The sequence below is a fragment of the Pseudonocardia sp. ICBG1034 genome, assembly GCF_020131375.1.
GTDB classification, from domain to species: domain Bacteria; phylum Actinomycetota; class Actinomycetes; order Mycobacteriales; family Pseudonocardiaceae; genus Pseudonocardia; species Pseudonocardia alni.
The window spans coordinates 2684174-2707130 of sequence record NZ_JAHLEK010000015.1; the positions used below are offsets into that span (position 1 = coordinate 2684174).

At 75.1% G+C, this 22957-nt stretch carries 18 protein-coding genes and 1 pseudogene; 14 read left to right on the forward strand and 5 right to left on the reverse strand.

What is annotated here, in order from left to right:
- Positions 1-15 precede the first annotated feature (15 nt).
- The 4 genes from KPF22_RS14075 (at position 16) to KPF22_RS14090 (ending at position 3711) form a co-directional block, all read left to right on the forward strand.
- The gene (locus KPF22_RS14075) at positions 16-825 is read left to right on the forward strand and encodes an IclR family transcriptional regulator C-terminal domain-containing protein (RefSeq protein ID WP_208823695.1); all 810 of its coding nucleotides are present in this window, start codon (positions 16-18) and stop codon (positions 823-825) included.
- A gap of 74 nt (positions 826-899) precedes the next feature.
- On the forward strand, positions 900-2051 hold the full coding sequence (locus tag KPF22_RS14080) for a CaiB/BaiF CoA-transferase family protein (protein ID WP_224402303.1): 1152 nt from the start codon (positions 900-902) through the stop codon (positions 2049-2051).
- Positions 2048-2845, forward strand: a complete 798-nt coding sequence (locus tag KPF22_RS14085) for a citryl-CoA lyase (RefSeq protein WP_208823699.1) — start codon at positions 2048-2050, stop codon at positions 2843-2845. The genes KPF22_RS14080 and KPF22_RS14085 overlap by 4 nt, the downstream gene beginning before the upstream one ends.
- A complete protein-coding gene (locus KPF22_RS14090; protein ID WP_224402304.1) occupies positions 2842-3711 on the forward strand; it encodes a dioxygenase in 870 nt (289 codons plus the stop codon). The genes KPF22_RS14085 and KPF22_RS14090 overlap by 4 nt, the downstream gene beginning before the upstream one ends.
- A 15-nt stretch (positions 3712-3726) precedes the next feature.
- Here the strand turns inward: KPF22_RS14090 and KPF22_RS14095 are convergent, their stop codons facing one another.
- Complete coding sequence (locus KPF22_RS14095) at positions 3727-5274, reverse strand: YibE/F family protein (RefSeq protein ID WP_224402305.1); 1548 nt, start codon at positions 5272-5274, stop codon at positions 3727-3729.
- A gap of 109 nt (positions 5275-5383) precedes the next feature.
- On the opposite strand from KPF22_RS14095, the gene KPF22_RS14100 reads away from it, so the two are divergent.
- The 5 genes from KPF22_RS14100 (at position 5384) to KPF22_RS14120 (ending at position 12349) form a co-directional block, all read left to right on the forward strand.
- Positions 5384-7384, forward strand: coding sequence for an intein-containing Rv2578c family radical SAM protein (locus KPF22_RS14100; protein ID WP_208826599.1), 2001 nt, complete (start codon positions 5384-5386; stop codon positions 7382-7384).
- A 58-nt stretch (positions 7385-7442) separates the two neighbouring features.
- The gene (gene aspS / locus KPF22_RS14105; RefSeq protein ID WP_224402306.1) at positions 7443-9236 is read left to right on the forward strand and encodes an aspartate--tRNA ligase; all 1794 of its coding nucleotides are present in this window, start codon (positions 7443-7445) and stop codon (positions 9234-9236) included.
- Entirely contained in the window at positions 9237-10178 is a 942-nt protein-coding gene (locus KPF22_RS14110) for a DUF389 domain-containing protein (RefSeq protein WP_208826595.1), read from the forward strand.
- Between the two features lie 11 nt (positions 10179-10189).
- On the forward strand, positions 10190-11386 hold the full coding sequence (locus KPF22_RS14115) for a hypothetical protein (RefSeq protein ID WP_208826593.1): 1197 nt from the start codon (positions 10190-10192) through the stop codon (positions 11384-11386).
- Between the two features lie 96 nt (positions 11387-11482).
- Complete coding sequence (locus KPF22_RS14120; protein WP_208826605.1) at positions 11483-12349, forward strand: SGNH/GDSL hydrolase family protein; 867 nt, start codon at positions 11483-11485, stop codon at positions 12347-12349.
- A gap of 14 nt (positions 12350-12363) precedes the next feature.
- On the opposite strand, the gene KPF22_RS14125 is transcribed toward KPF22_RS14120, so the two are convergent.
- The 3 genes from KPF22_RS14125 to KPF22_RS14135 all read right to left on the reverse strand — a co-directional run bounded on the left by KPF22_RS14125 (position 12364) and on the right by KPF22_RS14135 (position 14326).
- A complete protein-coding gene (locus KPF22_RS14125) occupies positions 12364-13518 on the reverse strand; it encodes an aminotransferase class I/II-fold pyridoxal phosphate-dependent enzyme (protein WP_224402307.1) in 1155 nt (384 codons plus the stop codon).
- The gene (locus tag KPF22_RS14130; protein ID WP_073574671.1) at positions 13515-14030 is read right to left on the reverse strand and encodes an Lrp/AsnC family transcriptional regulator; all 516 of its coding nucleotides are present in this window, start codon (positions 14028-14030) and stop codon (positions 13515-13517) included. The genes KPF22_RS14125 and KPF22_RS14130 overlap by 4 nt, the downstream gene beginning before the upstream one ends.
- A 77-nt stretch (positions 14031-14107) precedes the next feature.
- Positions 14108-14326: a hypothetical protein gene (locus KPF22_RS14135; protein ID WP_224402308.1), complete on the reverse strand. Its 219-nt coding sequence runs from the start codon at positions 14324-14326 to the stop codon at positions 14108-14110.
- A gap of 179 nt (positions 14327-14505) precedes the next feature.
- Between KPF22_RS14135 and KPF22_RS14140 the strand changes: the two genes are divergently transcribed.
- Together KPF22_RS14140 and KPF22_RS14145 are read left to right on the forward strand one after the other, a co-directional pair.
- A complete protein-coding gene (locus KPF22_RS14140; RefSeq protein WP_224402309.1) occupies positions 14506-15864 on the forward strand; it encodes an energy-coupling factor transporter transmembrane protein EcfT in 1359 nt (452 codons plus the stop codon).
- Positions 15865-15908: 44 nt separating this feature from the next.
- Positions 15909-17279 carry a replication-associated recombination protein A gene (locus KPF22_RS14145; protein ID WP_224402310.1) on the forward strand — a complete coding sequence of 457 codons (1371 nt, stop codon included), beginning with the start codon at positions 15909-15911 and terminating at the stop codon, positions 17277-17279.
- Positions 17280-17289: 10 nt separating this feature from the next.
- Here KPF22_RS14145 and KPF22_RS14150 read toward each other — a convergent pair whose 3' ends face one another.
- Positions 17290-18342: a S1 family peptidase gene (locus KPF22_RS14150; protein ID WP_224402311.1), complete on the reverse strand. Its 1053-nt coding sequence runs from the start codon at positions 18340-18342 to the stop codon at positions 17290-17292.
- A 468-nt stretch (positions 18343-18810) separates the two neighbouring features.
- On the opposite strand from KPF22_RS14150, the pseudogene shbA reads away from it, so the two are divergent.
- The 3 genes and pseudogenes from shbA to ruvX form a co-directional block, all read left to right on the forward strand.
- Positions 18811-19332: pseudogene (gene shbA, locus KPF22_RS14155) on the forward strand (RNA polymerase sigma factor ShbA); the annotation flags it as partial.
- Positions 19333-19726: 394 nt separating this feature from the next.
- Positions 19727-22399 (forward strand): alanine--tRNA ligase, encoded by a 2673-nt coding sequence (gene alaS, locus KPF22_RS14160; protein ID WP_208826926.1) that lies wholly within the window; start codon positions 19727-19729, stop codon positions 22397-22399.
- The gene (ruvX, locus tag KPF22_RS14165) at positions 22396-22845 is read left to right on the forward strand and encodes a Holliday junction resolvase RuvX (RefSeq protein ID WP_208826928.1); all 450 of its coding nucleotides are present in this window, start codon (positions 22396-22398) and stop codon (positions 22843-22845) included. The genes alaS and ruvX overlap by 4 nt, the downstream gene beginning before the upstream one ends.
- Positions 22846-22957: the final 112 nt, after the last annotated feature.

A 22957-nucleotide genomic window follows, 5' to 3' on the forward strand; every position in this document is an offset into this window, starting at 1 on the left:
GGCTACCGTGGGCCCATGCCACGCGACGGGACCGGCCCGGACTTCATCGAGGCGCTCGCCCGCGGTCTCGAGGTGATCACCGCCTTCCGGCCCGGCCGGGCGGAGATGACCCTCGCCGACCTGGCCGGCGCGACCGGGCTCGCCCGCCCGACCGTGCGCCGGGTGCTGCTCACCCTCACCGAGCTCGGCTACGTCCGCTCCGGCGAGCGCGGCTACGCCCTCACCCCGCGGGTGCTGGACCTGGGCGTCGCCTACGTCCGTTCGACCGGGCTGTGGGACGTCGCCCGGCCGCACCTGGAGCGCCTCGTCGCGCGGACCCACGAGTCGTGCTCCATCGCCCAGCTCGACGGCAGTGACATCGTCTACGTCGCGCGGGTCGCGGTGCCCAAGATCGTCGCGCTGTCGGTGCAGATCGGGACGCGGTTCCCGGCCGCGTCGACGTCGCTGGGGAAGGTGCAGCTCGCCGCGCTGGCCCCCGAGGAGCTGGAACGGGTGCTGGCCGAGCCGTCGCGCTCCGGGCTGACCCCGCGGCACGCCCCGGCGCCCGCCGAGCGCGACGCCGAGCTGCGCGAGGTCCGAGCCCGCGGCTGGGCGCTGACCGACGAGCAGCTCGCCCCGGGCATCCGCTCGGTCGCCGCCCCGCTGCGCGACGGCGAGGGCCGGGTCGTCGCCGGGGTCAACGTCAACTGCCACGCCGCGGAGACCTCGCTGGAGACCCTGCTCGAACACCATCTGCCGCTGCTGCTGCAGGCCGCGGGCGACATCAGCGCCGACTTCGCCAGGCTCGCCTCCGCGCCGCACGTGACGGTGTCGGCCACGGCTTGACCGCCGCCCGCGCCCGGGGCCACGATCGTCTGGCGGACACTCGTCCGCACAGCGATCACTTCGGAGGGACACCGATGGCGGAACCCGGAACCGGCGGGCCGCTCGACGGCGTACTCGTCGCCGACTTCTCCCGGATCCTGGCCGGGCCGTACGCGACGATGCTGCTGGCGGACATGGGCGCCGACGTCGTCAAGGTCGAGGGACCGGCGGGCGACGACACCCGCACCTGGACCCCGCCCGAGCGCGACGGCGAGGCCACCTACTACCTCGGCATCAACCGGGGGAAGCGGTCGATCGCGCTCGACCTGCGCGACCCCGGCGACCTCGCCGCGGCCCGCGAGCTCGCCCGCCGCGCCGACGTCGTCATCGAGAACCTGCGGCCCGGCGGGATGGCCCGCTTCGGGCTGGACCACGCCTCCGTCGCCGCCGACAACCCCGGTGTCGTCTACGCCTCGATCTCCGGGTTCGGCTCCGGTGCGGGCGCGCACGTCCCCGGCTACGACCTCATGGTGCAGGCGATGTCCGGGCTGATGAGCCTCACCGGCGACCCGGACGGGCCGCCGTACCGGGCCGGGATCTCGGTGTTCGACGTGATGGCGGGCAACCACGCCGCGATCGGGATCCTGGCCGCGCTGCGCCACCGCGACCGCACCGGCGCCGGCCAGCACGTCGAGGTCAACCTGCTGTCCTCCGCGCTGACCGGGCTGGTCAACCACAGCTCCGCCTGGGTCGCCGGCGGGACGGTGCCCTACCGGATGGGCAACGCCCACCCCTCGGTCTTCCCCTACGAGCCGATGCCCACCGCCGACGACGACCTCATCGTGGCCGCCGGCAACGACGCCCAGTTCCGCAAGCTCTGCGGCGTGCTCGACGTGCCCGGCCTCGCCGACGACCCCCGCTTCGCCCGCAACGCCGACCGCACGGTGAACCGGGAGGAGCTGCGCCCGCTGCTGGAGGAGCGCCTCGCGACCCGGGGGGCCGTCGAGTGGTTCGAGCTGCTCACCGCCGCCGGCGTGCCGTCCGGGCCGATCCAGACCATCGACGGTGGGTTCGCGATGGCCGAGCGCTTCGGGCTCGACCCCGTCGTCACGGTCGGGGAGGGGGACCGCGCGGTGCCCACCACCCGGCACCCGGTCCGGTTCTCCGCCACCCCGGCCGTCTACCGGCTCCCTCCGCCGCGGCTCGACGAGCACGGCGCCGACCTGCGGAAGTGGCTCGACTCATGACCTACCCCACCGCCCTGGGCGCCTCGTCGAAGGACGCCATCACCCTGCTCGGCCACGACCTCGCCGACGACGTCATGGGGGAGGTCGGGTTCGGCGAGCTCGCGTTCTGGCTCGCCACCCAGCGCCGCCCCACCCCCGGTGAGACCCGGGTGTTCGAGGCCGTCCTCGCCGCGCTGGCCGACCACGGGTTCACCCCGACCGCGATCGTCACCCGGCTCACCCACCTGTCCGCGCCGGACTCGGTGCAGGGCGCACTCGCCGCCGGGCTGCTCGGCGGCGGGTCGCGCTTCCTCGGCGTCACCGAGGACTGCGGCCGGTTCCTGCACGACCACCTGCCCGCCGACCGCCCCACCACCGACGACGGCTGGGACGCCGTCGCCCTCGACGTCGTCACCGCGCAGCGGGCCGCGAAGCGGTTCGTGCCCGGCCTCGGCCACCACGTCCACAAGGACGGCGACCCCCGCACCCCTCGACTGTTCGCCATCGCCGCGCAGGAGGGGCTGACCGGCCCGCACCTGAGCCTGTTCGCCGCGATCGGCCGGGTGCACCCGCAGGTGCTGGGCCGGACGCTGCCGCTCAACGGCGCCGGCGTCTGCGGCGCCGCGCTGGCCGACCTCGGCCTGCCGCTGGAGCTGCTGCGCGGCTTCGCCCTGCTCGCCCGCACCGCGGGCCTGATCGGCCAGCTCGCCGAGGAGCTGCGCCATCCCGTCGCCAACGACATCTTCCTGTCCGTGGACCTGCACAACCGGTCCGTCGACCCCGACCCGTACCAGCCCGAGGGAGACCTGCGATGACGCAGCCCACCACCGTCACCGAGGACACGATCACCGACGCCGCCGTCGCGCGCTGGGCGACCGCGCACGACCCGCGCACCGCCGAGCTGATGACCGCCCTGGTGCGTCACCTGCACGACTTCGCCCGCGAGACACGTCTCACCGAGGACGAGTGGATGGCCGCGGTGCGCTGGCTGACGGCCACCGGGCAGATCTCCGACGACAAGCGCGAGGAGTTCATCCTCGCCTCCGACGTGCTGGGGCTGTCCATGCTCGTCGTCCAGCAGAACCACCGGCTCGACCCGGCCGCCACCCCGGCGACGGTGCTGGGCCCGTTCCACATCGACGGATCCCCGGAGAAGGCCTCCGGCGAGGACATGTCCGACGGGCTGCCCGGCGACCCGCTGTTCGTGCACGGCAGCGTCCGCGCGCTCGACGGCACCCCGGTGACCGGAGCGGTCCTCGACGTCTGGCAGTCCGACGCCGACGGCACCTACGAGGCCCAGCTCGACGTCGACGAGGCCCGGCTGCGCGCGAAGTACACCACCGGCGACGACGGCGGCTACTGCCTGCGCACCATCGCCCCGCTCGGCTACGCCATCCCGATGGACGGCCCCGTCGGCGACCTCGTCTCGCGCACCGACATCAGCCCGATGCGGCCCGCGCACATCCACTTCCTGCTGGCCGTGCCCGGCTACGAGCCGCTGATCACCCACCTGTTCCGGGAGGGCACCGAGTTCCTCGACTCCGACGTCGTGTTCGGGGTCAGGCGCGAGCTCGTCGTCGGCTTCACCCGCCGCGAGCCCGGCCCGACGCCGGACGGTGGGCACAGCGAGGTGCCCTGGTACGAGGCCCGCTACGACTTCGTGCTCCAGCCCGCCGGGTAGGTCGCCGGACCGGACTCAGCGCCGGCCGACGACGAGTGCGGCCAGCCCGGTCGTCACCGGGACGGCGGCGACCAGCCCGACGCTGCCCACCAGGGTCCGCACGATCTCGGTCGCCACGTCCTGGCTGGTGAGCACCTGGGTCACGCCGCCCGCCGCCACCGTGAACAGCAGCAGCAGCGGGAGCGCGGCGCCGGCGTAGGCCAGCACCAGGGTGTTCACCGCGGACGCGACGTGGTCGCGCCCGATCCGCATTCCGGCCGCGAACAGCTCGCGCACACCCAGCTCGGGGTTCGCCGCGCCCAGCTCCCACACCGCGGAGGCCTGGGTGACGGTGACGTCGTCGAGCGCCCCGAGCGCGCCGATCACCAGTCCGGCCAGCACCAGGCCGCGCGGGTCGACCGGCACCCCGGGGCCGAGCGTGCCGATCAGGGTGGCGGTGGTGTCGTCGAGCCCGGTGAGCCGCGAGGTGACGGTGAACAGGTAGCCCAGCACCCCGATCAGGGCGAGCGAGGCCAGCGTGCCGAGCACCGCGCAGGAGGTCCGCGCGGTGAACCCGTGGGTCAGGTACAGCACCACGAACATGATCAGGCAGGCGCCGGTGACGGCGACCGCGAGCGGGGAGCCGCCGGACAGGATCGCCGGCAGCACGAACCACAGGAGGATCACGAAGCTCAGCGCCAGGCTGACCAGGGCCGCGAACCCGCGCAGCCGCCCGAGCACCACGACGGCCAGCGCGAACGCCGCCGCCAGCCACCCCAGCGGAGCGCCGCGCTGGAAGTCCACGAGCTGGTAGGAGCCCGCGTCGTCGGGGTTCGCGCCCGACCAGGACAGCGTGACCGGGTCGCCCACCGCGAACCGCGGCGTCGACGGCTCGTTCGGCACCAGCTGCACCAGGTCCCGCCCGGCGCGCGGCCCGTCGGACAGCGCGACCGTCACCCCGGTGCAGCGACGGTCCCCGGCGCCGGGGGAGCAGTCCGCGACCTGCACCGCGGTGACGGTCCCGTGCACCTGCTGGGTGGGTGGGATCTCCGGGACCGGGGTCGCACCCGGCCACAGCAGGGCCACCCCGGCGAGCGTCGCGAGCACGCACGGCACGAGCAGCGCGACCAGCAGTCTGCGCACCCGTCGCCCGGCCGGGGACGCGGCGCCGTGCCCGTGTCCGTGCCCGTGTCCCGGCGTGTGTCCCTGCCCGTGTCCCCGGCCGGGGGCGGGCGGCGCCGCCGGGCCGGGTGTGGCGCCGAGGTCGGCCTGGCCGGGGCAGTCGCCCCAGCCGCCCGGGTGCCCGGGGTGGGGGATGGGACCGGTCTCGGCGCCGTCGGCGGGGTCCGCCGCCGCGCCGCGCGCCGGTGCGGGCCCGGGGCGGTCCTCCACGGGGGCCGGACGCCGCGGGGCCGGAGCGTGGCGGGCCCGGTGCCGCGCCGGTTCGCCACCCGGGGGCCGGTGCCCGCCCGAGGCGCCCGGGGGCCGGTCCTCGGCGCGCCGCCGCCCACCCGTCCGCGGGGCGGCGGGCCGCCCGCCGTCGGGGGCGGACGGGTCGCGCGGGACGGGCGGGGGCGGGGGCACGTCCGCATCCTTGCAAACGATCTTCGACCTGCGGGGTGCCGTTCGCCCGGACGCGACCGCCCGGCGACGACCGGTTGTCCGACGTTCGAACTTGTGTTCGACTGACTCGGTGCGATGGGACGGACAGCAGGTCGGGGCGGACGGTGTCGGGAACGCGACGGCGCTGCCGGGGATGCGGGGGTTGCTGCGCTCGGTGCGCACGCCGGGGTTCGCGGACACGGTGTTCCACGAGGTCGAGGCGCGCTCGGTGCTGAACCGGGTGCCGTCGTCGTCACCGGTGCCGTTCGGCTGGACGGTCAACCCCTACCGCGGCTGCTCGCACGCGTGCACCTACTGCCTCGTCCCGGAGACCCCGGTACTCACCGCCGACGGCCGGTCGCGGCCGATCGGGGAGCTGCGCCCGGGCGACGAGGTGGTCGGCACCGTCACCGACGGCGGCGGTCGGCGCCGCTTCGTCCGCACCCCGGTGCTCGCGCGCTGGTCGACGCGGCGCCGCGCCCAGGAGGTGACCCTCGACGACGGCACGCGGCTCGTCACCTCCGCCGAGCACCGCTTCCTCACCACCTCCGGCTGGGCGCACGTGCGACCGGGGCGCTGCCGGGCCTCCGCGGACCGGCCGCACCTGAGCCCGGGGACGGCGCTGGTCGGGCCCGGTGCGGCCGCGGTCCCGGGCGGGGCCCGGCCCGACGGATACGCCGAGGGCTGGCTGTGCGGGCTGGTCCGGGCCGACGCGGTGCGCGGCCGGGTGCGGGCCGAGCCGTTCCCGACCGCCTGGGTCGAGCTGGAGGCGCTCGCCCGCGCCCACCACCTGCTGACCGCACGGCCGGCGCCCGTGGCCGCCGGGATGATCGCGGCGCCCGCCCCGTCGCCGGCGGCCTGGCCGCAGCGGCCCGCCCGCGGCTGGACGGCCGGGTTCGTCGGCGGGATCGTCGACGCCTGCGGTGAGGTCTCCGCCGGTGTGCTGCGGATCGTGCCCGGCGACGAGGAGCTCACCCGGGCCTGCGTCGACGCGCTGCGCCGGCTCGGGTTCCGCGTGGCCTCCGAGCCGTCGGCCCGGCCCGGGGTGCGGGCGCTGCGGGTGCTGGGCGGGGTCGCCGAGCAGCTGCGGCTGGTCGCGGTGACCGACCCGGCCGTGGCCCGGGTGCGGGACGTCGGCGGCGCCCGCGTCGAGGAGCCGCCGGGGGGAGCGCCGCGGGTCGTGGCGGTCCGCGACACCGGCACCCTCCGCCCGATGGTCGACATCACCACCGGCACGGGGGACTTCGTCGCCGCCGGGGTGGTCAGCCACAACTGCTTCGCCCGCAACACCCACACCTACCTCGACCTCGACGCGGGCGCGGACTTCGACTCCCAGATCGTGGTCAAGGTGAACGTGGCGCGGGTGCTGGAACGGGAGCTGGCCCGGCCGTCGTGGCGGCGCGAGCACGTCGCGATGGGCACCAACACCGACCCCTACCAGCGGGCGGAGGGCCGCTACCGGCTGATGCCCGGGGTGATCACCGCGCTGGCCCGCTCCGGCACGCCGTTCTCCATCCTGACCAAGGGCACCGTGCTGGGCCGGGACCTGCCGCAGCTCGCGGCCGCGAACGCCGACGTCCGCGTCGGCACCGGGGTGTCGATCGCGCTGCTGGACCGTGAGCTGCAGTCGCACCTGGAGCCGGGCACCCCCGGTCCGCGCGCCCGCCTCGACCTCGTCCGCCGGATCACCGACGCCGGCCTGCCCTGCGGGGTCATGGTGGCCCCGGTGCTGCCGTGGCTGACCGACTCCACCGAGGCCCTCGACGCCCTGCTGGCGGAGATCGCCGCCGCCGGGGCGAGCCGGGCCACGGTGCTCGCGCTGCACCTGCGTCCCGGGACCCGGGAGTGGTTCCTGGCCTGGCTGGGGCGCACCCACCCCGCGCTGTTGCCGCGCTACGAGCGGCTCTACCGCGGCGGGACGTACGCCACCCGGGACTACCGCGGGGCCCTGGCCCGGCGGGTCGTCCCGCTGCTGGCCCGGCACGGCCTGGACCGGCCCGAGCCGAACCCGCGCGACCCGGGGTGGACCCGGCAGCCGGTCGCGTCGCCGCGGGCTGCGGAGCCCGGGGACGGGCAGCTGAGCCTGCTGTGAGAACCCGCCGGAAACCTGGTGGCAGACGGCCCGGGGGGTGCCGATAGCCTTGACCGCCGTGATGCGAACCCACCTCGTCGGCACGCTGCGTGCCGAGAACGCCGGCCAGACCGTGACCCTCGCCGGATGGGTGGCCCGCCGCCGCGATCACGGCGGCGTGATCTTCATCGACCTGAGGGACCGCTCCGGATCGGCCCAGGTCGTGTTCCGCGAGGGCGAGATGGCCGAGCGTGCCCACCGGCTGCGCTCCGAGTTCTGCATCCAGGTCGTCGGCGAGGTCGTCCGCCGGCCCGCGGGCAACGAGAACTCCGACCTGCCGACCGGCGACATCGAGGTCACGGTCACCGAGCTGACCGTCCTGTCGGAGTCGGCGCCGCTGCCGTTCCCGATCGACGAGCACACCGGCGTCGGCGAGGAGATCCGGCTCTCCCACCGCTACCTCGACCTGCGTCGTTCCGGGCCCGCCGCGGCGATGAAGCTGCGCAGCGACGTGAACAAGGCCGCCCGCGACGTGCTGGCTGCGGAGGACTTCATCGAGGTCGAGACGCCGACCCTGACCCGCTCCACCCCCGAGGGCGCGCGCGACTTCGTCGTCCCGGCGCGGCTGCGCCCCGGCTCCTGGTACGCGCTGCCGCAGAGCCCGCAGCTGTTCAAGCAGCTGCTCATGGTCGGCGGGCTGGAGCGGTACTACCAGATCGCGCGCTGCTACCGCGACGAGGACTTCCGCGCCGACCGCCAGCCGGAGTTCACCCAGCTCGACATCGAGATGAGCTTCGTCGAGCAGGACGACGTCATCGCACTCGCCGAGAAGGTCCTCACCGCGCTGTGGCGCCTCGTCGGGTACGAGATCGAGACCCCGATCCGCCGGATGCCCTACGCCGAGGCGATGGCCCGCTACGGCTCGGACAAGCCCGACCTGCGCTTCGACATCGAGCTCACCGAGCTCACGTCGTACTTCGCGGGCACCGGGTTCCGGGTCTTCCAGAACCCCTACGTCGGCGCCGTCGTCATGCCGGGCGGTGCGTCGCAGCCCCGCAAGGTGCTCGACGGCTGGCAGGAGTGGGCCAAGCAGCGCGGCGCCCGCGGCCTGGCCTACGTCCTGATCGGTGAGGACGGGCAGGTCGACGAGCGCGGCCCCGTGGTCAAGAACCTGTCCGAGGCCGAGCGGTCCGGCCTGGCCGAGGCCGTCGGCGCGAACCCCGGCGACTGCATCTTCTTCGCCGCCGGCAAGCCCTCCGAGGCCCGTGCACTGCTGGGCGCGGCCCGTGGCGAGATCGCCCGGCGGACCGGTGCGATCGACTCCTCGGCCTGGTCGTTCGTCTGGATCGTCGACGCGCCGCTGTTCGAGTCGGCCGCCGACACCGACGACGTCGCCGTCGGCGGCGGTGCGTGGACCGCGCTGCACCATGCGTTCACCTCCCCGACCCCGGAGTGGATCGACACCTTCGAGAAGGACCCGGGCAACGCCCTGGCCTACGCCTACGACATCGTCTGCAACGGCAACGAGATCGGCGGCGGCTCGATCCGTATCCACTCGGCCGACGTGCAGAAGCGGGTCTTCGAGATCATGGGCCTGTCCGCGGAGGAGGCCCAGGAGAAGTTCGGCTTCCTGCTCGACGCCTTCTCGTTCGGCCCGCCGCCGCACGGCGGGATCGCGTTCGGCTGGGACCGGATCACCGCGCTGCTCGCCGGCGTCGACTCGATCCGCGAGGTCATCGCGTTCCCGAAGACCGGCGGCGGGTTCGACCCGCTGACCCAGGCACCCGCGCCGATCACCGCGGCCCAGCGCAAGGAGGCGGGCGTGGACGCGAAGCCCGAGCGCGCCCCGGAGAAGCCCGGCCCGGCCGCGTAGGTGCTGCACCTGCGGGTGGTCTGCCCACCCGGGCGGACGGTCGAGGTCCGCAGCGTCCTCGACGCCGAACCCGGGGTGGCCCACCTGGTGGTCCACCCCGGGGTGGCGGTGCACCCGGCCGGTGACCTGGTCGAGGCCGACGTCGCCCGGGAGTGCGCCGACGACCTGCTGGGCCGGCTCGCCGACCTCGGCGTCGACCACGACGGCGGCATCACCCTCGAGCAGCTCGACACGGTGCTGTCCGACCGGGCCGACGCCGCCGAGGAGGCCGCGCCGGGGGACGGGGCCGACGCCGTCGTCTGGGACGAGCTGATCCAGCGCACCGGCGAGGAGTCGCGGCTGTCCGCGACGTTCCTGACCTTCCTCACCATCGCCTGCCTGCTCGCCGCCGTCGGCGCGGTCACCGACTCGCCGGTCACCGTGGTCGGGGCGATGGTGCTGGGCCCGGAGTTCGGCCCGATGGCGGCGATGGCGATCGGGCTGGTGCTGCGCCGCCGCGACCTGGTCTCGCGCGGTGCGCTCGCGCTCGCCGCCGGGTTCCCGCTCGCGATGGCCGTCACCGCCGTCGCGACCCTGGTGTTCGACCTGCTCGGCTGGCTGTCCTCCGCCGGGCTCGACGACCTCGAGCAGATGGACTTCATCTACGAGGTGGGGCCGTTCTCGCTGGTCGTCGCCGTGCTCGCCGGGGCGGCCGGGATGCTGTCGCTGACCTCGGCGCGCTCGTCGGCGCTGGTCGGGGTGTTCATCTCGGTGACGACCGTCCCGGCCGCCGCCTACGCCTCGGTCGCGGTGATCGAGGGACGCTGGAGCGAGGCGGCCCAGTCGGTGCTGCAGCTGGGGGTCAACCTGGTGGGCGCCATCGGTGCGGCGGCCGCGGTGCTGGTGCTCGCCCGTCGCGGATCGCGTCGTCGGGGCGCGGACCGCGCGCTCTCCGAAGGGTAGGGTCCCCTTCGATGACCGATCCGCAGTCGACTCCCGGCGCGGTCGCGGCGGTGGCCGGGGCCGCGCGGTTGCTGTCGCGGCGGGCGGGCTCGGAGGTCGAGCTGTTCGAGCCCGAGGACCTGGGCGGCAGCGGCCGCTCCGTCGTCGCCCGGGCCCGGATGGCGAAGAACCCGTTCTCCGACCGGCGCAGCGTCGTCGTGAAGCACTACGCGCCGCCCGAGGACGGCACGGACCTGGCGTCGGACCCGTTCCGCTACGAGGTCGCGTCCTGCCAGCTGTTCACCGCGCTGCCCAGCGACGTCCGGCCCAGCCCGGTGATCATCGCGCACGACCCGGTGCAGCGGCTGCTCGTACTGGAGGACCTCGGCCGCAGCCTGACCCTGGCCGACAAGCTGTTCGGCCCGGACGCCCAGGCCGCCCGGACCTGCCTGCTCGGCTGGGCCCGCGGCCTGGGCCGGATGCAGGCCGCGACCGCCGGTCGGGAGGGCGACTTCGGGGCGCTGCTGCGCCGGCTGGGGGAGAAGGCGCGCCGGGACCCGGTCGCCGACCAGGCCCGCGCCGCGCTGGCCGGTCTCCCGGAGCTGCTGGCCGGGATCCTCGGCGTCGAGGTGCCGGAGATGGCGCTGTTCGAGGCCCAGGGCGGCGTGCGTCTGCTCGGCGGCACCGGGTTCCGCGCGTTCAGCCCCTCCGACACCTGCCCGGACAACAACCTGGTCACCAGCCGCGGGGTGCGGTTCGTCGACTTCGAGTGGGGCTGCTTCCGCGACGTCGTCCTCGACGCCGCCTACGTGCGGGTGCCGTTCCCCGGCTGCTCGTCGAGCTTCGCTCTGCCCGACGCCGTCGCCGACGCGATGCTCGACGCCTGGCGGGCCGAGGTCGCGCCGGTGTGGCCCGAGCTGGACGACCCCGAGCTGCTGGAGTCGCGCCTCGCCGACGCCCATGTGCTGTGGGTGTGGTGGTCGACCTGGCAGCTGCTGCCGCGGGTGCCCGAACGCGACGGCCCGATCGGCCCCGACGCCGGCCGGTCCCCGCGGATCTCCACGGCGCTGCGGCACTACTGGCGGGGCCTCGGCGTCACCGCGGAGGCGACCGCCCGGCCCGGCACGGCCGCGCTGGCCGCGGCCGTGGTGACCGCGCTCGACACCCGTTTCCCGGACGCGTCGTCGACGCTGCCGCTGTTCCCCGCCTTCCGCGGCGGCGAGTGGTAGGGGCCCGCCCCGAGAGTTCCCACGGCGGTACGGGACCCGTCACCGGTTGCACACGGAAACGGTGGCTGCGGCGGTGATGGTGTCGGCGTGTCCCCGATGACCGTGCGCCCGTCCGTCGTCGATCCGGTCGTCCGCCCCGTCGCCGTACCGCACGTGTCCGGCCGGCCCGTCCGGCACCTCGTCCTCCTGGGCGACTCCACCGCCGTCGGGCTGGGTGACCCCCTCCCCGGCGGTGGCTGGCGTGGGTTCGGCCCGCTGCTGCGCGACGCCCTCGACGATCCCGCCCACCCCGGCTCGGTCCGGCTGGACAACCACGCCCGGACCGGGGCGCGGATGGCCGACGCCCGGCACGGGCAGGTGCCCGCGGCCGCGGCGTCGGGGCCCGATGTCGTCGTGCTGTGCGCCGGGATGAACGACACCCTGCGCTCGGACTTCGACCCGGCCGCGATCCGGCGGGACTGCGCCGGGTCGCTGGAGCTGCTGCTGCGGGCCGGTGCGACCGTGCTGCTGCTCCGCTTCCACGACCACACCCGCGTCTGGCCGCTGCCGGGGCCGTTGCAGCGGGCGCTCGCCACCCGGATCGCCGCCCTGAACGGGGCCGTCGACGGGGCGGTGGCCGACGCCGTCGCCGCGACGGGACGGTCCGCCGTCGGGATCCTCGACCTCGACACCGCCGGCAGCTACGACCCGGCGGCGTGGAGCGTGGACCGGTTGCACCCGTCCGAGCTGGGGCACCGGTTGCTGGCGCGTGGTTTCGCCGCGCTGCTCGGCGCCGCAGGGTTCGTGGTGCCGGGGGAGATCGGGCTCGACGCCGCCGGCGGGCGGGAGGTGACGGCCTGGCAGCGGGGGGCGTGGCTGGTGGTGCAGGGGGTGCCGTGGCTCGTGCGGCGGTCCCGGGACCTCGGGCCGGTGATGGTGCGGGGGCTCGTGGAGGGGGCGCGGGCGCGGAAGGTGCCCGCCTGACCCCGGCGGCCCGGTCACAGGCGTCGCAGGAAGTTCCCGATCCGCTCCACGGCCTGCTCCAGCTGCGGCAGCGCCGTCGCGTACGAGCAGCGGATGTGCCCCTCGCCGGAGGGCCCGAACACGCTGCCCGGGACGACCGCGACCGACTCCTCCCGCAGCAGCCGCTCGGCGAAGGTCTCCGAGTCCAGCCCGGAGGCGCGGACCGAGGGGAACGCGTAGAACGCGCCCGCCGGCTCCGGGCAGTCCAGCCCGGCCTCGCGCAGCCCCTTCACGAACACCCGGCGGCGACGGTCGTAGTCGGCCACCATCTCCGCGACGTCGCCCTCCGCGCTGGTCAGCGCCTCCACGGCGGCGATCTGCGAGATGTGCGGCGCGCACAGCATCGTGTACTGGTGCACCCGCAGGCACAGCTCCGCGATCGGTTCCGGGGCGGCGAGCCAGCCGACCCGCCACCCCGTCATCGCCTGGGCCTTGGAGAACCCGCCCAGGACCACCGTCCGCTCCCGGGCACCCGGGACCGCGCCCAGGCAGGTGTGGGCGCCGGTATAGGTGAGGCGGTCGTAGATCTCGTCGGAGAGCAGGTACAGGTCGTGCCGCTCGGCCAGCGCGACGAGCTCGCGCAGCACCTCGGGCGGCTGCACCGCGCCGGTCGGGTTGGCCGGCGAGCCGATCAGGATCGCCTTCGTCCGCGGCGTCACCGCGGCCTCGACCGCGGCGATGTCGATCGCGAACCCGTCCTCGGCGCGGGTCGGCACCCCGACCGGCACCCCACCGGCGAACGCCACACACGGCTGGTAGGCAACGTAGCAGGGTTCCGGGACGATGACCTCCTCGCCCGGGTTCAGCAGCACCCGGAACGCCAGGTCCAGCCCCTCGGACACCCCGGTCGTCACCAGGCACTCGGTGGCGGGGTCGTAGTGGGCGTCGTAGCGCGACGCCAGGTCCGCGCACACCAGCTCACGCAGCTTCGGCAGGCCCGCGTTCCCGGTGTAGGTGGTGTAGCCGCGCTCCAGGGCGTAGATCCCGGCCTCGCGGATCCGCCACGGCGTCACGAAGTCGGGCTCACCGACACCGAGGGAGATGACGTCGTCCATCTCGGCGGCGATGTCGAAGAAGCGCCGGATCCCCGACGGCGGGATCGCCGAGATCGTCGCGTTGAGCGCCTTCACGGGGTCACCGGCAGCCGGTGGTCGGGCTCCGGCTCGGCGAAGGAGTCGCCGTCGCGCTTGTGCGTGGCCAGCACGAAGTGCGTGGCGGTCGAACGGACCCGGTCGATCGTGGACAGCTTCTGGGACACGAAGTCGCTGACCGCGCGGATGTCCGGGCCGACGACCGTGCAGCGCAGGTCGTGCCCACCGGAGACGAGGTAGCAGTCGCGGACCTCGTCGAAGCGGGAGATGCGGGCGGCGACGTCGTCGAACCCGACCCCGCGGGCCGGGGCGACCGACACGTCGATGAACGCCGTCACCTGCGCCCCGGCGCGGCCGGCGCCGGAGTGGCCGTTGCCGCCGTCCTCGTACCGGGCCCAGTCCACGACGGCCTTGTGCCTGCGGATCACCCCGGAGCGTTCCCACTCCGCGATCCGGGCGTCGACCTCGTCCCGGGGCAGACCCAGCATGGTGGCGACGGTGTCGTGGCTCAACGACGCGTCACGTTCGAGCAACTCGAGGATCTCGCGCACGGCGTGACCCTACGACGACCGCCCGTCGCCGTGCCGCGGGCCGGGCGGGTCGGTGGTGGCCCGCCCCGTCCGACCGGTCAGGCCGCGTGCGGCAGCGGGGCCGCGGCGTCCGGGGCGACACCGCCGCGTGCCGGGTCGAGCAGCCCGCACTCGAGGTCGACGAGGTGGGTACGCGTGCACGGACCGCACACGTACACCGTGCCGGCCGGGCCGTGGTGGCTGCTCCAGGCGAGTCCGCGGACGTCGGCGGGGGTGCGCGGACGGGTGCAGAGCGGGCAACTCGGGATCGTGTCCATGCCCCATGAGCGTGCACGGGTTCTGTTGCGGGCCGGTGACAGCGCGCGTCCGCGGCGTTGCGTTCCGGCGACGATCCGGGGTCGGAGACGATCACGCTGCGTACGCGTCGGTCACGAATCGGGGGCGAGCCGGTGAATTCGGCACCGCCGTACCCCGCCCGCAACTAGGGTCCGCGCGCATGAGCAGCAACGAACCGCCGCGGGGCGAGGACCCGCAGGCCGGTCCCGGGGGAGCCGCGACGCCCGGTGGCGCCCAGGAGCCCGGGCAGGCGGCCGGGAGCGGGGACCAGCCGGGCACGCCGTACCCCGGCGGGCAGCAGGCCGGGCAGGACGACGCCGCCGGCGCGCAGGAGCCGGGACAGCACGGCAGCGCCGCCCCGTCCCAGCACGGCGGGCAGCACGGCCAGCAGTACGTCCAGGACCTCGGGCAGCAGTACGGCCGGCCGTACGCGCAGGACCCCGGCCCGCAGTACGGCCCGCAGTACGGCCAGGCCCCGTACGGTCAGGCCCCGGGACAGCAGTACCCCGGCCAGCCCTACGGGCAGCAGCAGTACCCCGGACAGCAGCAGTACCCCGGCGCAGGCCAGTACGGCCAGCAGCAGTACGGGGCCCAGTATCCCGGCCCGTACCCCGGGGCCGGGCAGCAGTACCCGGGCCAGTACCCGACCGGTCAGCAGTACGGCGGCCAGTACCCGCAGGGCGGCTACGGCCAGCCCGCCCACCCCTCCGGCGGTGCCCCGCCCAGCGGCACCTCCCCGGACCCGCTGGTGCCGTTCTCCTTCGGGGACTGGTTCTCGAAGATCGTCGGCGTGCTGCAGCGCAGCTGGAAGCCGCTGCTGATCATCAACCTGATCGTGCTGATCCCGACCGCGGTCCTCAGCGGCATCAGCTACCTCCTCGACGGGGGTCCGCGGTCGTCGTTCGACCCCGTCGACCTCGACCTCGGCACGGGGTTCGTGGCGGGCCTCGGCCTGACCAGCCTGGTCCTGGCCGTCGTCGCGATCGTGCTGTCCGCGCTCGGCTACGCGGCGTCGGTGTTCGTCGTCGTGCGCGACGCGGCCCAGCGCCCGTGGAGCCAGGACCAGGTCATCGCGTTCGCGAAGAACCGCGCGCTCCCGGTGATCGGCTGGTCGCTGCTGGCCGGGCTGCTGTTCGTCATCGGCTTCTTCCTGCTGATCATCCCGGCCATCTACCTGGGTGTGGTGTTCACCGGCGCGCTGATCGGGGTCGTCGTGATCGAGCGGGCCGGGATCGGCCGCACGTTCACGCTGGTCAACCCCCGGTTCTTCCCCGTGTTCGGCCGGCTCGTGGTCTTCTTCCTGATCGCGATCGTGTACTCGCTGGTGACCTCTCTGGTCGTCGTCGCGCCGCTGACGTACCTCAGCCCCGTCCTGGGGCAGGTCGTGGGGACCCTGCTGCAGCTGCCCGTGCAGATCGCCGGCGTCGCAGCGATGATCGTCACCTACGCCGAGTGCCGCTTCCACGAGCACAACCCGGTGCACACCCCCGTCCTCGCCGACGAGATCGACCGCGCCTGAGCCGCCCGTCCCTCCGGGGACGGTGTCCTGGCACGCTGGACGCGATGAGCACCGACGGCCTGTTCGACATCGACCCCGGGGGCGACGAGCGCGACACCGGTGACGGCGACGCCGTCCGCCCCGACGCGCCGCTCGCCGCGCGGATGCGCCCGCGCACCCTCGACGAGGTCGTCGGCCAGGCCGACCTGCTCACACCCGGTGCGCCGCTGCGCCGACTGCTCGACGGCGGGGCCGCGGCGTCGGTGCTGCTCTACGGCCCGCCCGGCACCGGCAAGACCACCCTCGCCCGGCTGATGGCCGGCGCCGGGGGAGCGGAGCGGCACTTCGTCGCCCTGTCGGCGCTCTCGGCCGGGGTGAAGGAGCTGCGGGCCGTCATCTCCGAGGCCCGCCGGCGTCGCGACCGCAGCGGCACCACCACGGTGCTGTTCATCGACGAGGTGCACCGCTTCTCCCGCACCCAGCAGGACGCCCTGCTCGGAGCGGTCGAGGACCGGCTCGTCCTGCTCGTCGCCGCGACCACCGAGAACCCGTCGTTCTCCGTCGTGTCCCCGCTGCTGTCCCGCTCCCTGGTGCTGCAGCTGCAGTCCCTCGGGGAGGACGACGTGCGCACCCTGCTCCGGCGCGCCGTCACCTCCGAGCGGGGCCTGAACGCGGCCGTCCAGCTCGCCGAGGACGGCGAACAGGCACTGGTCCGGCTCTCCGCGGGCGACGGGCGCCGCGCGCTCACCGCGCTGGAGGCGGCCGCCGACGGTGTCCTCGGCGCCGGCGGCGAGCCGGTGATCGACCTCGCCGCCGTCGAGCGCGCCGTCACCGAGGTCGCCGTGCGCTACGACCGCGCGGGCGACCAGCACTACGACGTCATCAGCGCGTTCATCAAGTCCATCCGTGGCTCCGACCCCGACGCCGCCCTGCACTACCTGGCCCGGATGCTCGTCGCGGGGGAGGACGCCCGGTTCATCGCGCGCCGGCTGATGATCCACGCGTCGGAGGACGTCGGGCTCGCCGACCCGACCGCGCTGCCCGCCGCGACCGCGGCCGCCCAGGTCGTGCAGCTCGTCGGGATGCCGGAGGCGCGGATCGCGCTCGCCCAGGTCACCGTGCACCTGGCGACCGCACCCAAGTCGAACGCCGTGATCACCGCGATCGACGCCGCGATGGCCGACGTCCGCTCCGGCAGGGTCGGCGGGGTGCCCCCGCACCTGCGCGACGGTCACTACGCCGGCGCGCAGAAGCTCGGCAACGCCGTCGGCTACCGCTACCCGCACGACGACCCGGACGGGGTCCTGCGCCAGCAGTACCCGCCCGAGGACGTCGTCGGCGTCGACTACTACGCGCCGTCCGGGCGCGGGCACGAACGCGTCCTCGCCGAGCGCCTGCCCAAGCTGCGCCGCGTCGTACGCGGCGCCCGGGACTGAGCCGGCGCGCTCAGCCGGTGGTCAGGGTCAGCCCGAGCGCCCCGGTCGCGGTGCGGATCGGGGTGAAGTAGCTGGTGCAGTTGCCTGCGCCGCCCGCACCGGTGTGCACGCCCTGGGCCTGCCCGGACGAGGTGATGTAGGGGGCGCCGGAGTCGCCCTCCTGGGCGCACGCCGCCACCGAGGTCAGACCGGACTGGCTCTGGCCCTCGAAGTTCACCGTCATGTCGGTGCGCTGGACCGTGCCGCAGGACCGCCCGCTGGTGGACCCGTACAGGCAGACCGTGGAGCCCACCGGCGCCGGACGGCTCCCGGCCACCCGGATCCCCGACACGGTCGCCGACACGCTGCCCGACTCGACCGCGATCGCGCCGACGTCCACCCCGCGGCCCGCGGTCTCGACCTCGGAGCCGATCGTCGAGCCGTCGGTGGCGTACCAGGACGACGACCCCCGGGTGCAGTGCCCGGCGGTGATCAGCCAGTCGCTGCTGCCGTCGGAGGCGGCGAACCCGGCCGTGCAGCGGCGGGTCCCGTCGGTGATGGTGTCGCCCCCGCCGACCGCGGCCTGCCGGTGCGCCGGCGCGGCCACCCGCTCCACCCGCACCGCGGACGGGTCGAGACCGCCGGTCAGGTCCGCGGCCAGTGCGTCGGCGCCCGGCCCGTCGACGACGCTCACGACGACCTGCTCGGTGCGGGGGTCGACACCGTAGGAGTCCAGACCGGCGGGCATCCCCGTCGCGGTGCGCCCGGCCAGTGCCGAGAGCACCGCGGCCGGGTCGCGGCGCGGCTCGTCGCGCACCACCGGCGTCGCGCCGAGCGCGGTGACCAGCGGGGCGGCCGCGGCGTCCCAGGTGCCCACCATCAGCCGTCCGTCGGCCAGCCACGTCCCGGCCAGCGCGGGCCCGAGGGCCTCGGTCACCGCGGGCACCAGTGCCGCGGCCGCGTCCTCGCCGACCGTGACCGGGGGGAGCGCCGGGGCCGCGGTCGCCGGCACGGCCACCCCCACACCGATCGCGACGGTGCCGAGAGCGGCGAGCAGGAGGCGGTGCGGGCGACGCAGAGACACGAGCGGTCCTTCGGGCGAGCGGAGCGTGACACCCGGCTCAACGACGCTGCTCCGCCCGGGTCACGGCCCGCAGGCGGAGGACACCCCTCCGGCAGGGGTGGACGCCCGTCCGAGTCCGAGGTTGCGCCCATCAGGAGCAAGGTCCCTACTGTCCGTCCACCTATACCGCAAATTGTGCATGTTGATTGACCCCGAAAGGGTGCACCGGAAGAGTTGATCGCAGGCCGGGGCGCGGCCGAGCGGACCTGCCGGCAGCGCCGACCACCACCGGCGGAGGACAGCGCGACAGTCGCACCGCCCGACCTCTCCTGGGCCGGACGGGCGGTGCCGGCGCCTGACGCGGCCCCCCGGTCGCGACTGAGGAGAGCTGGGCAGATGCACGACGGACCCGTGGCCATCGCGACCGCACCCGAGGACGCCGCCGAGGAGGCCGACGCCCGGCAGGCGGCGGACCTCCTCCCGCCGGAGATGCTGGCCGCGGCCGTCGCCGGCGACGAGCGCGCGGTCGCGCTGCTCCTGGCGAAGGTCCACCCGCAGGTGGAGCGCTTCTGCCGGGCCCGGCTGGGGCGGCGCGAGACGATCCTCGGCTCGGCCGACGACGTCGCGCAGGACGTCTGCATGGCCGTGCTCTCCGTGCTCCCGGACTACCGGCCGTCGGGGATGTCGTTCCGGGCGTTCGTGTTCGGCATCGCCCGGCACAAGATCGCCGACGCGTTCCGGGCGATGGCCCGCAACCGCTGCGACGCCGTCGAGGAGCTCCCCGAGCGGCTCAGCCGCGAGGACGACCCGGAGCAGGTCGTCCTCGACGCCGAACGCAACGACCGCCTGTCCGAGCTCATGGGCCTGCTCGGCCCGCGCCAGGTCGAGATCCTCACGCTGCGCATCGCGGTCGGACTGACCGCGGAGGAGACCGCCGACGCGCTCGGCTCCACCCCCGGCGCGGTCCGCGTCGCCCAGCACCGCGCGCTGCAGCGGCTGCGCCGCGAACTCGAGGACCGCGCGTCCCGCCGGGCCGGCGTCCGGGTCGTCGCCGTCCCCGCCCCGCGGACCCCCGTCCGCACCCCCCGCGTCCTCGTCCCCGCGCCGCGGACCCCCCTCGACGCCCCGCTGCCGGTCGCGGTCTGACCGGAGCGAGACGGCGGACCCGCCGGCCCTCCGGTCGACCCCCCGGACCGGGAGCACGGCGGGACCCGCAGACGGCCGGTGCCGGTGCGCTCGGGCGCGCACCGGCACCGGCCGTTCCCTCCTCCGGGTGCCGGTAACCTGGCACGACCGGCCTCCCGCGGCGTCCCCACGCCGCGCGGCCTACGGTGTGGCGCGGGCGCAGGGCGCCCGCCCCGTCGCCGACCCGTCGCCAGCCGTACCCGTCACGAGAGACCCACCGGTGCAGACCCACGAGATCGTCCGTCGTTTCACCGCCCACTTCGAGAGCAACGGGCACACGCCCGTCCCCAGCGCCTCGCTGATCCTCGAGGACCCGCAGCTGCTGTTCGTCAACGCGGGCATGGTGCAGTTCAAGCCGTACTTCCTCGGCGACGTCCCCGCTCCCTACCCGCGCGCGACGTCGATCCAGAAGTGCGTCCGCACCCCGGACATCGACGAGGTCGGCAAGACCACCCGGCACACCACGTTCTTCCAGATGGCCGGGAACTTCTCCTTCGGCGACTACTTCAAGCGCGGCGCCATCGAGTTCGCCTGGTCGCTGATCACCCGCAGCCAGGACGAGGGCGGCTACGGCTTCGACCCCGAGATCATCTGGGTCACCGTCTACCACGACGACGACGAGGCGATCGCGCTCTGGAAGGAGATCGCCGGCCTGCCCGAGGAGCGCATCCAGCGCCGCGGCGGCGACGACAACTACTGGGACATGGGCGTCCCCGGGCCCGGCGGCCCCTGCTCGGAGATCTACGTCGACCGCGGCCCGGAGTTCGGCGCCGAGGGCGGCCCCGAGGCCGACGAGGACCGCTACCTCGAGATCTGGAACCTCGTCTTCATGCAGGACGAGCGCGGCGCGCTGTCCCCGAAGAAGGGGCACCCCCCGATCGGCACCCTGCCGCACAAGAACATCGACACCGGGATGGGGGTCGAGCGGGTCGCGTTCCTGCTCCAGGGCGTCAACAACGTCTACGAGACCGACCTCGTCCGCCCGGTCATCGCCAAGGCCGAGGAGCTGTCCGGGAAGCGCTATGGCGCGGGCGGCCCGGACGGCGAGATCGACGACGTGCGCTTCCGCGTCATCGCCGACCACGCCCGCTCGTCGCTGATGATCGTCGGCGACGGCGTCACCCCCGGCAACGAGGGCCGCGGCTACGTGCTGCGCCGGCTGCTGCGCCGCATCGTGCGCTCGGCCCGGCTGCTCGGCGTCACCGGGCCGTGCCTGGGCGAGTTCGCCGCCGTCGTCCGCGACACCATGGCGCCGACCTACCCCGAGCTCGCCACCGACTTCGAGCGGATCTCCGCGGTCATCCGGGCCGAGGAGGACACCTTCCGCGCCACGCTGACCGCCGGCGAGCGGATCTTCGAGGGCGCGGTGTCCCGCGCCCGTTCCGCCGGCAGTGACACCCTGCCCGGCGACCAGGCGTTCGCGCTGCACGACACCTACGGCTTCCCGATCGACCTGACGCTGGAGATGGCCGCCGAGGCCGGGCTGACCGTCGACCGGGAGCGCTTCACCGCGCTCATGGACGAGCAGCGCTCGCGGGCCAAGGCCGACGCCGCCGGGCGCAAGGTCGGCTTCGTCGACGCCTCGGTCTACCGCGCCGTCCTCGACACCCACGGCGCCACCGACTTCCTCGGCTACCAGACGCTGCAGTCGGAGTCCCGCGTCGTCGGGCTGCTGCGCGACGGCGCCACCGTGCCCGCCGCCCACGAGGGCGAGCAGGTCGAGGTGCTGCTCGACCGCACCCCGTTCTACGCCGAGGCGGGCGGCCAGCAGGCCGACACCGGGCTGCTGCGCGGCGCGTCCTTCGAGGTCCGGGTCGACGACGTCCAGTCCCCGGTCGCCGGGCTGCGGGTGCACCGCGGCGTCGTCACCGCCGGCACCGTGACCCTCGACGCCGAGGTCGTCGCCGAGGTCGACCGCACCCGCCGGTCCGCGATCTCGCGCGCGCACACCGCCACCCACCTCGTGCATGCCGGGGTCCGCGGCGCGCTCGGCAGCGCCGCCGCCCAGGCCGGGTCGCTCAACGCCCCGGGCCGGCTGCGGTTCGACTTCACCTCCCCGACCGGGGCCGTGCCGCCCGCGGCGCTGGTCGAGATCGAGGAGGAGGTCAACTCGGTGCTCCAGGAGGACCGGGAGATCCAGACCTACGAGACCTCCATCGACGAGGCCCGCACGCTCGGCGCGATGATGCTGTTCGGCGAGAAGTACGGCGACCGCGTGCGCGTCGTGGACATGGGCGACTACTCGCGCGAGCTGTGCGGTGGCACCCACGTCGGGCGCACCGGTGAGCTCGGCCTGGTCCGGGTGCTGTCCGAGGCCTCCATCGGCTCCGGGGTGCGCCGCGTCGAGGCCCTGGTCGGGCTGGACGCCTTCAAGCACGCCACCACCGAGCACCTGCTGGTCAACCAGCTCGCCGACCAGCTCAAGGCCCGCCCGGAGGAGCTGCCGGAGCGGATCAACGGGATCGTCGAGCGGCTGCGGACCGCCGAGCGCGACCTGGAGAAGCACCGCGCCGACGCCGTCCTGGCCTCGGCCGGGGCGCTCGCCCAGCAGGCCGAGGACCTCGACGGGACCGCCCTGGTCGCCGTCACCGCGCCGGACGGTGTCGGTGGCAACGACCTGCGGACCCTCGCCGCCGACGTCCGGGGCAAGCTGGGCGACCGGCCCGGCGTGGTCGTGCTGTTCGGCGTCGACGGGGAGAAGGTGTCCTTCGTCGTCGCCACCACGAAGGCGGCCCGGGACAACGGGATCGCCGCCGGGAAGCTGATCGGGGAGTTCGCCGCGGCCGTCGGCGGGCGCGGCGGCGGCAAGCCCGACCTCGCCCAGGGCGGTGGCACCGACCCGGCCGGGATCGACGCCGCGGTGCAGAAGCTGCGCGCCGCGCTGCGTCCGTGACCCCCACCCGCGGGCGGCGCCTGGGCATCGACGTCGGCGCCGTCCGCGTCGGGGTCGCCATGTGCGACCCGGACGGCATCCTCGCGACCCCGGTCGAGACCGTGCCCCGCGACGCCGAGGGCGGCGCCGACGTACGCCGGATCGCCGCGCTGGTGGCCGAGCACGACGTCGTCGGCGTCGTGCTGGGGCTGCCCCGGAACCTGCGCGGCGAGGACGGCCCGGCCGCCGTCGCCGCCCGGGAGTTCGCCGCCGCGCTGGAGGCGGGGCTCGCCGCGGCCGGCTGCGCGGTCCCGGTCGAGCTGACCGACGAGCGGATGACGACCGTCGTCGCGACCCGGCAGCTGGCCGGGCGCGGCGTGCGCGGCCGCAAGCAGCGTGCGGTCATCGACCAGCAGGCCGCGGTGGCGATCCTGCAGGGCTGGCTGGATACCACCCGCGGGACCTGATCACCGTGACCGGGGGTGACCACGGGCCGTGCCGGCGGCGGATACCCTCGAGCCCGTGACCGGCGCCGGCGAGAACGACGTGACGTCCCGGGGCCCGATGTGAGCGTGACCG